Raw genomic sequence first — 11,631 nt, 5'->3', positions numbered from 1 at the left:
GATTAATGCTAATAGCCTAAGTGATGTGCTACTAGCGAATGGCTAGAAACAAGGGATGATTTGGTCATCTACGTGCCTCCGATGACCCGCCTTATATCCCACACCTAAAAGGATGTGGGATATAAGGCGCTTCGATAATCGAAAACTCCTAATTTTTTATATAAAATGCTCAAACCCCTTCCCTTGACGACTGTACTATCCCTGACTCTCGTAACCTTTACCGCTGGATGTTCCCCTCAATCTAATCTCTCCCAACCCTCCGTCAACGAAATCGATAGTGTTTCAGTAGCTGAAAGTCCAGCAGAAGCAGAATTGGCGCAAAAACCGGCTATTCCCTCACTCGCTTCCCCGGATAATCCCGATCCGGCGATCCAAGGGCAAATTGTGCAATACATGAATGGTTTAGCCGCCAAAGGATTTGCCAAGGAAAATCATGGGATTTGGATACAGGCGGGGAATACTCTTCTAGGGAATTATCAAGGTACAGTCCCCTTACCTGCGGCTTCTATCACCAAAGTCGCCACCTCCCTCGCCGCTTTGCAAACCTTTGGTCCGGATCACCAGTTCATCACCCTGATTGGCGCAACAGGGGCGGTGGAAAACGGTGTCCTCCAGGGAGACTTAGTTATCGCAGGCGCAGAAGATCCATTCTTTGTTTGGGAAGAAGCGATCGCGTTGGGAAATCTCTTGAATCAGATGGGTATCCAGCAGGTGGCGGGTAATTTAATCATCACAGGCAAATTTTACATGAACTTTGAGTTTGACCCACTTAAATCAGGGACACTGCTCAAACAAGGGTTAAATGCTCAACTGTGGACTCCTGAAGCCCAAACCCAGTATCAAACCCTACCCCCAGATACTCCTAAACCTCAAGTTGCGATCGCGGGTTCAGTACAAGTCTCTCCCACTCCCCCCAGTAATGTCCAACCCCTGATCCGCCACTCGTCCTTTCCCCTGGCTGAACTACTCAAAAAAATGAATCAATATAGCAATAATAAAATGGCAGAAATGATCGCCAACTCTGTGGGAGGGGCTAATGTTGTCGCCCAAAAAGCCGCCGCCGCCGCAGGCGTTCCTCAAGGGGAAATTAGCTTAGTCAACGGTTCTGGATTAAGCGATCAAAATAAAATTTCTCCCCGTGCGGCTTCCGGTTTATTTCTAGCCATTGCCCGATATCTTCAACCCTATAACATGAGCCTTGGCGATATATTGGCGATTGTCGGACAAGATGAAGGCATTTTAAACGAACGTTCTCTTCCCCCATTCGCCATCGTTAAATCCGGAAGTTTAAATAGTGTCAGCGCTTTAGGGGGAGCTTTACCCACGCAGCAGCAGGAAATTATCTGGTTCTCTACAATGAATATGGGTTACAACCTTGAAGGATTTCGCGCCCAACAAGAAGCACTACTGCAAAATTTTATTAGCCAGTGGGGATCGGTTCAATCATTACCCGAAACCTTACAACCCAATCCCGAACGAACCAGTAAAACCTCTAGCAATGAAATAGTCAACCAATTATGAGAAAACAGGAAATGGGAAACAATGACAAATGACGAATCACTAATTCTCAAATTGGTGAGGCAATAGGGAAGGTGAATGTGGAGGAAGGGGATTTTTCCAGGGGTTGCGATCGCGGGGTGTTAGTTTACTAAATTCAACAGTAGCGCCAAGCTGTTCTAATTCTCGCTGCTGGGCTTGAGACAGTCCAGCATTTTGCTTAAATATTGCTCCCTCAACCTTCGCACCACTTAGATTAGCATTGAAAAGATTCGCGCCCGTGAGATTGGCTTGTCTCAAATCCGCATTCGCCAAGTTGACATGACGCAGAAACGTATGACTCAAATCGGCTCCCCTGAGATTTAAATGACTTAAATCAGCACGACTAAAATCAGCATGACTCAGATTTGCCCCTTCTAAATTGGCATGAGTAAGAATAGCATGACGCAATCGCACCTCCTTTAAATTTGCTCCCCTTAACATCGCCTGATTCAGTTGAGCATTGTTGAGATTAGCTTGGCTCAAATCGGCTCTGATTAGACTCGCTCCGCTCAAATTCGCCTGTTCTAAAATTACCCCCTTGAGATTCGCTCCATCCAATTGGCTGCGCTGTAAGTCTGCACCTGTTAAATTAGCCTGACTCAGATTCGCCTCACTCAAGTCAACCTCACTTAAATCCCCGTACTGGAGGCTGGTTTGTCGTAAATCCGCACTCTTAAGATTGGAACCACACAGAATAGCCTGATCAAGATTCCCATGGCTGAGATTCGCTTGCTCAAGATTGGTATGTCGTAATTTCGCCCCGACCAAAGTGGCACGACGTAGATTAACTTTTTGTAAATTGGAGCGACTCAAATTAGCCTGATTAAGGTTTGCACCATTGAGATTAGCACTATTCAAATCTGTTGCTGTTAAATCAGCTCCCATAAGTATGGCACTACTTAAATTAGCGCTACTGAGTTTAGCCAGACTCAAATTCGCCTCACTCAGATCAGCGCTGCTGAGATTCGCTTCCCGCAAATCCGCAGCACTTAAATCACTACTGCGAATGTCAGCCCCCTTGAGATCACTCCCGCGTAGATCAGCGCCTTTCAATTGGCAAAAAATACGGTAAGCTCCCAACTCAGAAACCTCTGATTCACCCTCCTTAATTTTGACGACATCAAATTGCATATTCTCAGTATAAATAGCAAAGACAACATTAAAAATATCCAAAAAGTTAATAAACCACCGACATTCTGCTTCTGGATACCCTTCGTAATAACGAATCAGACTAGCAATGCAATTATCTAAATGAGTGCGGACATAATTACACAGTAAAATAACTTTGAGCAAGAGAATGACAATCGTCAGGGGACTGCCTTGGCTGGTTAGGGCAATAAAGAGCGGGGAGGGTTCCTGTCCATTTTCTGTGGTTAAAAATTCTAAGGTACGCCGACAAGTCCGCAGCAACAAATCCATGGTCGTCGTTTCCTCGTGATACGACTCATAGAGCGTCTCTAGTTTTTCGGTCAGCGTCCTTTTGACAAAATCAATGGACTGCTGAGGACTCGTTGAAGACAGTAAATAGTCAATAAATTTTTGCTTACAGTCCCAATAATTGAGCGTTTTACTCTGCTGAACAAACAAATCAGCCGCATGGGAATAATTATGAAGAAACTTGCGCGAGATAAGTTGTTTTAGTAGACGAATAATTCCATTGCCCAGTCTAGTTGGATTAGCTGGCGGTTTCTTTCTAAACGTTGGCGAATCACAATGTACTGTATACATTGCCAGTTCAAACTTGAACTTCTCTTTCAAACGTTTTGCCGTTTTTTTCGCTAACTCCCGCTGCTCAACTGGATTTTGAGAATCTAAATATTGCGGCAATATTAAGTAATAAGCATAACGATGACTCCACCCTCGACGCTCTGTATGGCTGAAGGTAAAGACTTTAAGTTCTTGATAGTCCGGACTCTCAATAAAATTGGCAATCCATGTTCTCAGACGATTCAGGTTTGGAGCTACAGTAGATTTGAGTTGGTGAGCATCAGCAAGGGTTTGAATCAAATCCTCTATAGAGTCTGACCGCCGACTGGCTGACCAATTGTTAATTAAGATATAGCAAGACCGCTTAAGCGTATTTCTAAATTCTTGCTCATCCTTTTGCTCAAGTAGCTCATAAATTGAGCAAGCGACGTCTGGATTGGGTTGACACTCACCGGAGAAAAATAACTGCTTAAATTCAGACAAAACGGTTTCTGGAGGAGAACTCTCCACTCGTTCGAGCAAGAATTGATAAATAACCTCCTGAGCTTGCTGAATCCGTTGCTGCTGTGATTCTACATCAGCTAAAGAATCGAATGGCTGATTATCTGGTATGATGCGCCCCTCCATAGTAGGCAAAACCTGAGTTAACTAATCCTGGTAAATATCTGTCCTTACTACCTATAGCTTAACCTTTTCCCGAAATATTCCTCATCGAAAATATATATTCTACCCAAAATTAGTAGCATCTGGGGGAGTGGGGGTGCAGGGTGTAGGGTGTGGGGTGTGGCAAAGGGAACAATTGAACCCCTCTAAACAGACTCTAAATGGTAAAATAACCAAAGTTGGCGCTGACAACGCCTGTTAAGGTAGGTTATTCAATTTTGACAAGTTTACCTGAGTCCCTAAAGGGAACCGCTACCATTGACCCTTCACTTCGCTCAAGGGCAAGCTTTTGACTTATTCACCCAATAATTGCTCCTTGTTGCTGAAGTTCTTGCTTCATTGGCTCAGAGAGTCCAGAATTATTTCCAAATCGAGTCCCCTTAACCTTCACACCAGTGAGATTCGCATTGAACAGGTTGGCACCCATAAGATTGGCATGGCTGAGATTTGCCCCAGTTAGATTAACGTGACGCAGCAAAGCTTGCCTCATATCACTTCTACTGAGATTACTATTGCTCAAATCTGTGCGGGTTAAGTCCGTTTTCTGAAGATTTGCATGACACAAACTGGCATAAGTAAGGTCAGCTCGATCTAAGTTAGCACCGCTTAAGTCAGCGTGGTGTAGTTGAGTCCAATTGAGTTGAGCGCCTCTAAGATTGGCATTTCTGAGATCCACACCATTGAGATGAGCTTTACTGAGATCGGCATTGCTCAGATCAGCATAGCGAAGATTAGCATTCACTAGATTCGAGGAATTCAAACTAGCATTACTTAAATCAGCACTACTAAGATCGACTTGCTGGAGATTAGCACGGCGCAGTTTAGCACTTTTTAATATGGCACGGCATAAATTTGCTTTTTGCAGGTCGGCACAACGTAGATTAGCTTGACTGAGATTCGCGCCGCTCAAATTGGCATTCTGAAGTATGGCACCGCTTAACTCTGTGCGCTCCATCATGGCACCGCTTAAGTTTGTCTGATTGAGTTTGGCAAGACTCAAGTCGGCTTTGCTCAAATCAGCCCCCGCCAGATCTACCTCCCGTAAATCTGCTGCTCTGAGATCCATATACCGGATATCTGTCCCTCTCAAATCAGCACTCCGCAGATCTGTTCCTTTCAATTGGGAAAAGAGGCGATAGTCATCAAGATCCAACACATAAGCATCTTGCTCATCGTCATTACCATTGAGTTTAACAATGTTATATTGAATGTCTTCGGTACAAATAGCAAAAACAATATTGAAAACTTCCAAAAAATTAATCAGCCACTGACAATCTTTTTCGGCAGAGTTTTCGTAATATCGAATTAATTGGGCAATACAAACATCAAGATGGGTTTGAGCATATTTGCAAATTAGGATAATTTTGAGTAGGATCACGACTATGGTTAAAGGGTTGCCCCGATTAGTGAGTAAAATAAATAGAATTGAAGGTTTTTGACCATCTTCAGTCGTCAGTAACTCAATAATTCGCCGACATGTTCGCAGGAGCAATTCAAAACTCAGTGGTTTGGTATGATGATTTTCATAAAGACTATCTAATTTAGGAAATAAATATTTATCGAGTATTTCTGAATAAGTTTTGACGTTAACTAAGAACAATAAATATTGTTTAAATTCTCCTTTAAATTCTTGGTAGCTTTGACTTTGAGCGTGTTGATTCAAATAATTAGCATAACTCCGGCAATTGACCAATATCTGCCGAGAGCTAAGTTTTTTAATGAGTTGAATAACGTTAGCACCTAGACGAGTCGGATTCGTGATTTTTTTTTCGGAGTTTAAATGAGAAGAATCACAACGAGCCGTATACATTGCTAGCTCGAATTTAAAATTTTTTCTCAGCCGCCTAGACAGATTTTTTGCGGTTTCTCGCTGTTCAATTGGATTGCGAGAGTCGAGATATTGAGGAACTAATAAATAAGCCGTATATCGATGACTCCAGTGCCGTTTTTCTTCTGCCTCAGCAATATAGGGAGCAGAAAATAATTTTAGTTCTTGATAATCGTGACTATCAACAAAATTAGCGATATACCCTTTTAGCCGAGTCATAGAAGGGGATAGAGTGATCGGCTTAACCGGAAGCTCGCCAACTAATTGAATCAGGTTTTCAATAAATTCATAATTCCGCTTTGATAACCAATTATTAATTAGAATATAACAAGAACGTTTTAAGGTATTTCTAAACTCTTGATCATTTTTGCTGTCAATAATTTTTTTAAGTGCTGCTACCAGATGAGGCTCACTATGATTTTCCAGAAATAATTTGCGAAACTCTTGTAATACAGTTTCTGGGGAATTGTGATGAACAATTTTGATCAGAAATTGATAAATAACTTCTTGAGCCGACTGAACACTCAAGTCGGTCTCAGAAAGGTCTTCCCCTGATAAATTGAACTGTTCGCCCTCTGGTAAGATGCGCCCCGTCATAATGCCCAAAATTTATTGACACAAGTCTACTCTTCATCATACCTTAGTCCAACTCCCTGGGAAGTCATCAAAAAGCGGCTATGCCTTCCACCTCCTTGGCTGGGGTAGTAGGAATAGCCGTTTTGTGCGGGAGCATGGCTGTCGGTTGGGTTGAGGTAGGTAGGCTTAACCTTCTTGAAGAGTAACCCAACTCCCTTGGGAAAGCCTGTTGGGTTTCACTTGCTTCGGAACCCAACCTACTTGAGAGTTATCTGCCTTCACGCTCCATGCTCCTCTTTTGTACCTTCTTCGTCGTTGATGGTTCAAAGTTCATGAACGATGTAGCTGGCTTGGAGGAGAAGGAGTCCTATTAACGATGCACGAAACCCTAGGCGTCAAATCTTATAGTCCTGATGAAAACTGTTGCTTGGGCCACTGATAGTTCGTTCTCGACTTGAGGGGTTCAGCTTGACGAGTGGCTGCGACATTTTCCAGGTTTGCTTTTTCTTTGCCCTTACTACTTTGCAACAACTGGTGAGCCATTAACACCATTAGTGCTTCAAAAACTGACGTTTTTTCATTGGGATTTAATGCGACCATCGGGGGTCTGTTTTTGTCGTTCATAAAGCCGAGAGCAAAGGCAATATGCTCCTGACCTAATGCCCCTGGTAAATCCATACAAGTTAAACCAATAATCATGGGGATTTGGACTCGGCTGTTCATAAACGAGAGAATTTCGCGAGCATCATTAAAAGAGCTGGAACGATTGGCTGCTACTAGTAAAATATAGGCATGAGCGCGACGAATCAATAAGTCCCACATGAAATCAAAGCGAGATTGACCAGGAGTCCCATAGATTTGTAACTCCATATTTCGACCTAAAGTGCGCGTACCGAAATCAAAAGCAACGGTTGTTCGTTTCTTCATTAATGATGTGCTATCAGTTGCTTTGCGTTCCGTATCAATTACTGTTGTTTGACTAAATGTCCGCACGAAGGTTGACTTACCAGCACCCACTGTGCCTGTAACGACAAGACGTATTGTTTCCATTATATTTTTCTCCGCAGTATTTCACCTAAATTTATGACTGTCAGATCAGTTAAGCGGGTCAGCTATCTACAGCGCACCAGAAAAATTCAAAATTTTGCTATACCCAAAATTAACTAGCTAACTTTTATTTTTGTCGAACAACTCATACAGAAATAGAGACTTATTTCAGCTATAGCTGCTTAAGTCGTCGTAGAACTGTTATGTTACCTCTAGTGCCATTTCTTTTTCCCAATCAGTGAGAAATTTTAACGGGGATTTATCTGTCTCATTGAAACTAATCAGATCTGGCATTTTGGGCAAAAATTCACAAGACTTCAGGCTCATATTTTTCTCTGGTCTGGATTTTAGATGAAACCCCAAGTAGAGTCTTCTATAGTTTTAGCAATTTTCTTAGACTATTGTCTGCTTGTTTTATAAGAAAACCATTAAGTTTTCAATAGAGTCAGGGATGGGTTTTAATTGTCCCGGAATAATTATAAGCAATAATTACAAACTCACTTAAAAATAAATGATAAGGTTAATGTTATTCAATATTTTTCCATGATTTGCCCTACAATCCGGAACATTTAGCAATTTTATTATTTCATGTTTGTATAGTTTTATAACGTTAAGACTTAAAGTTGTGTAACTATGGAAATCAGCAAATAACTCGGATATTTCACCCAGTCAGAATAATCATGGACACAATCAAACTAATCATGAGGAAAAATGCGCCTCCCCAATAAAGAATGAGACGCTTCAGCCCCAGGGTTTGAGGGGGAGACGAGGTTTCAACGCTTTGTCCTTTGAGCGACTGTAACCATTCAGCGACTCGTCTAAACTTGGGCAAGTTTGGGTGGAGTTTAGTCAGCGAGTCTTGCCACAACAGAATAGCTTGTGCTGGTTGATGATCTTGAGCATAGAAAATACCCATATTGGCTAACGTCTGACCTTCTCGGTAGCGATCGCCTAATTCCTGGAACATGGACAGACTCTGCTGATAGCAATCCCTTGCGTTCTGGCGCTGCTGCTGCTGAAAGTACACATTACCCAGGTTACTCAACGTCTTCGCCGCCCCGGGGCGATCGCTCAACTCGTTGAAAATGCCCAGACTCTGCTGATAACATTGGTTTGCCTTCTCCCATTGACTAGCTAAAGAATACACATTCCCCAAATTAATCAGCGTCTGCGCCTCTTTGTCGCGATCGCCTAATTCGCGGCTGGCTTCCAAAGCCAATCCATGAGTTCGTTCCCAGTCCCCCCAATACCCATGGGTGTTAAAAAAGTTAACCAAATGCTGAGCCAGCGACACAACCACATCCCAAGCCTCAGCTTGATGCGCCCACTCAACCGAGGCTACTATATTCGGTCGCTCGATTTCAAACCAGTATAAAGCCGCCAAAAGCCAATGACGCTCGGTAGGCGCTTGCTCTTTACCCTTAACCAAAGATTGAACAAACTGGCGACGAGTTTCTGGATTAATCGCCAAATCAAAAATATAAGCCATCTCTAGATACCAGCGACTCAGCCTCAATCGAGCCGCTTGTCTGACATCGGCGGGTTCCTGCTGCGCCAATTGCCCTCGGGCAAACCGACGCACCACATCATGGAAACGGTAACGCCCTGGACTCTCTGGGGTCAAAAGCTGCCATGCCACCAAAGTATCAAAGGATTGTTGCGCGATCGCAGATTCCACCTCTAACAACCTTACCGCCACTTCCGCTGTAAAATTGACACCCACTAAAAGTCCCAATAAGCGGAACAAACGAGCCGATGCTTCATCCAGTGACTGATAACTGAGGATAAGGCTAGGGCGCATCGACAAATCATTCAGGTGCATCTGTGCCAGCCGCTGTCGTTCATGCTCAAGCTTGCTCGCATAATCAGCCAATGGCGAGTTAGGGAATTGGCGCAAGAAACCGCCTGTAATCCGCACTGCCAACGGTAGATAATCGCACTGAGCCAGAATCTGTTGAGTCGCGTCTGGTTCAGCCGCCATCACCTGTGCATCAATGAAATTTTCCAGAAGCGATCGCGCTTCTGGTTCACTCATCACAGGCAACTCCACAATTGTCGCCTCCTCCAACCCATTAATCTGGCGGCGAGTCGTAATTAACACGGCACAAGTAGAACATTGCGGCAGCAAAGGACGGATCTGAAACTCGTCGCGGGCGTTGTCAAGGATAATTAATACCCGTTTCCCTGCCATCAGAGAATCATACAGTTGAGAACGCTCACTCAGACTTTGAGGGATTGACCGATCCTCCACACCCAAAACCCGCACAAACCCGGCGAGTACGTCTAAAGCGTCGAGAGGTTGCCCCTCACTCCCGCGCAGATTGACATAAAGCTGAGCATCGGGAAACTCCGGTTGTAACTGATAAGCCGCTTGCACAGCTAAAGCAGATTTGCCCACACCAGCGACACCCGTAACGAGTGCGATCGCTGCCTGGAATTTTTGACCCGATGTTGCCTGTCTTAGCACCCTAGTTATACCTTCGAGTTCCCCTTGGCGACCTATAAAATCAGCCAATGGCAGCGGTAACTCATAGATCGAAGTCGGTTGAGTCAACCTTTGCTGATAAATTCGTTTCGCTTGACTGGGTTCAACCGTCACCGCATCTTGCACTAAACCATGAAAGTGCAGTTCATACCTTGATTTATTTCCACTCATCGATTGCTCCAATGGTTTATCACCTTGCCGATCATCATCACCTCAGCCTAGTCACCCTAACCTAAGCTGGGAATGGGTTTGGTCTTACGGGTAATACAAACTGACAACCACCTGTTGTCACCTATCGTATCCTCAATTTTTACTCTGAAAAAATATAGATATTCCCTTAAATCTATCCTGACTCAATTTTTTATAAAACGCCATATATAAGCGTTACATCACTCAAATTTACTTAATTTTTATCTTCAATAAAATTAAATCAGCTTACGTCAGTCCCTGTTCCCTTACAAATAACTTTCCCCATGAAAAAACCCGGTCAAAGCCGGGCCACACTACCATTTGACAAAAAAGTTACGCTGTTATCAAGCTATGTTTACAAATTCTTGCACACCAAGTTGATTGCTACTTTGTAACTTCACAGGTAAGTGGGCAAGCTGCAAAAATTGACTTATGCAGAATATTCTGTTCACCATGTAACCAGCTCAACCAACGGACTTCCTTCGGATTGACACCCTTAAAGGTTAATACGGCGGCTCCGAATAAAATCCCGAAAACATTCGCACCAATCAAACCAACGGCGACAAGCAAAACGGCACTAATCGGCAAAAGCGATTGCAAGGAAATCGCCATGATTGCTCCGAGCGCCACCATTAAGACAATCAGCGGAAACCCTGCCACTAATAGACATACGGTTAGAGTAAATGTCCAAATCAAGAAGCCTTTGACCTTTTCGTTGAGTGAATAAGCCTTTGTTAAGTTGTCACGGGTTGTCATTTCCATGGATGTTCCTCCTATCGGGGGTAAAAAATGGTCTTTATGTAACAAACCTTTAATCAATTTCTGCTACTTAAGAAATTACGAAGGTGAAATCCAGTATAGTGAACTTCTCCGGAGAAATGAGCTTTTTTTCAAAAAAATTTACAATCAAGGGAGACCATTTATGGATCGCTAAGACGGTCTGACTCATAATATAGGTCAAGCCTCGACTCAAGATCGTCTATCTATAGATAGAAGTCTTGGGCTGTTTAGCCTCATAAATCTGGTAACGGTATGCCCTCGACTCCCCCATAATTTTTCGCCACGATGACCAATCCCCACTAAATGGATTTTGTTAACATTTCTTATAATTTTGTACCATAGTTCTCATAATTCTCTGGCAACTCAAAACTCACAACTAAGCTGCCCAACATCTAAAGGGCGGGTAGCTGATTGCACAATCCCCCTCGGACTATGCATCAAAAGTCCTTGTTTAGCCTCTTTCGTCGCCAGAACCAGAAAGACGGTATCTTCACCACAACTGTTTGTTTAATTGATCATCTCAACATGGGTAGGGTGGGCAATGCCCACCCTACATAGGGCTTGCTGCACAAGTGAAGAAACCCTTACCCCTCAAGGTGATTACGCCAGAACCATCCGCAATTCCCCAACGGTGCGCTTGATTTCCAGCATCAAAAGTCCTTGTTTAGCCTCTTTCGTCGCCAGAACCAGAAAGACGGTATCTTCACCACAACTGGTCAAGACACTAAAGCCCTTTTCACCCTCGACATAGATCCGGTCAATTGTACCGCGAACTAATTCACGACCAATCCGTTCACCTAAAGAAAGCATCGCCGCT

Annotated in this window: 8 protein-coding genes; 1 reads left to right on the top strand and 7 read right to left on the bottom strand. The window is 43.5% G+C overall.

What is annotated here, in order from left to right; translation table 11 throughout:
• Nucleotides 1–165 precede the first annotated feature (165 nt).
• Nucleotides 166–1,521 carry a D-alanyl-D-alanine carboxypeptidase gene (locus RLO19_RS19140; RefSeq protein WP_446358981.1) on the top strand — a complete coding sequence of 452 codons (1,356 nt, stop codon included), beginning with the start codon at nucleotides 166–168 and terminating at the stop codon, nucleotides 1,519–1,521.
• A gap of 39 nt (nucleotides 1,522–1,560) precedes the next feature.
• Here RLO19_RS19140 and RLO19_RS19135 read toward each other — a convergent pair whose 3' ends face one another.
• The 7 genes from RLO19_RS19135 to RLO19_RS19105 all read right to left on the bottom strand — a co-directional run.
• Complete coding sequence (locus tag RLO19_RS19135) at nucleotides 1,561–3,873, bottom strand: pentapeptide repeat-containing protein (protein WP_446358979.1); 2,313 nt, start codon at nucleotides 3,871–3,873, stop codon at nucleotides 1,561–1,563.
• Nucleotides 3,874–4,207: 334 nt separating this feature from the next.
• Nucleotides 4,208–6,334 carry a pentapeptide repeat-containing protein gene (locus RLO19_RS19130; RefSeq protein WP_446358977.1) on the bottom strand — a complete coding sequence of 709 codons (2,127 nt, stop codon included), beginning with the start codon at nucleotides 6,332–6,334 and terminating at the stop codon, nucleotides 4,208–4,210.
• 381 nt (nucleotides 6,335–6,715) lie between these two features.
• Entirely contained in the window at nucleotides 6,716–7,363 is a 648-nt protein-coding gene (locus RLO19_RS19125; protein WP_446358975.1) for a GTP-binding protein, read from the bottom strand.
• A 198-nt stretch (nucleotides 7,364–7,561) separates the two neighbouring features.
• Nucleotides 7,562–7,687 carry a hypothetical protein gene (locus tag RLO19_RS19120; protein ID WP_446358973.1) on the bottom strand — a complete coding sequence of 42 codons (126 nt, stop codon included), beginning with the start codon at nucleotides 7,685–7,687 and terminating at the stop codon, nucleotides 7,562–7,564.
• Between the two features lie 334 nt (nucleotides 7,688–8,021).
• Entirely contained in the window at nucleotides 8,022–10,016 is a 1,995-nt protein-coding gene (locus tag RLO19_RS19115) for a tetratricopeptide repeat protein (protein WP_446358971.1), read from the bottom strand.
• A gap of 402 nt (nucleotides 10,017–10,418) precedes the next feature.
• Nucleotides 10,419–10,796, bottom strand: a complete 378-nt coding sequence (locus RLO19_RS19110; RefSeq protein WP_446358969.1) for a hypothetical protein — start codon at nucleotides 10,794–10,796, stop codon at nucleotides 10,419–10,421.
• A 618-nt stretch (nucleotides 10,797–11,414) separates the two neighbouring features.
• On the bottom strand, nucleotides 11,415–11,631 hold a 217-nt coding region (locus RLO19_RS19105), incomplete at its 5' end, for a roadblock/LC7 domain-containing protein (protein WP_446358967.1).

The sequence above is a fragment of the Coleofasciculus sp. G2-EDA-02 genome, assembly GCF_040226375.1.
Taxonomy (GTDB): Bacteria; Cyanobacteriota; Cyanobacteriia; order Cyanobacteriales; family Coleofasciculaceae; genus Coleofasciculus.
Note: the sequence above shows the minus strand (reverse complement) of the source record. Positions and strands in the feature narration are given on the sequence as shown.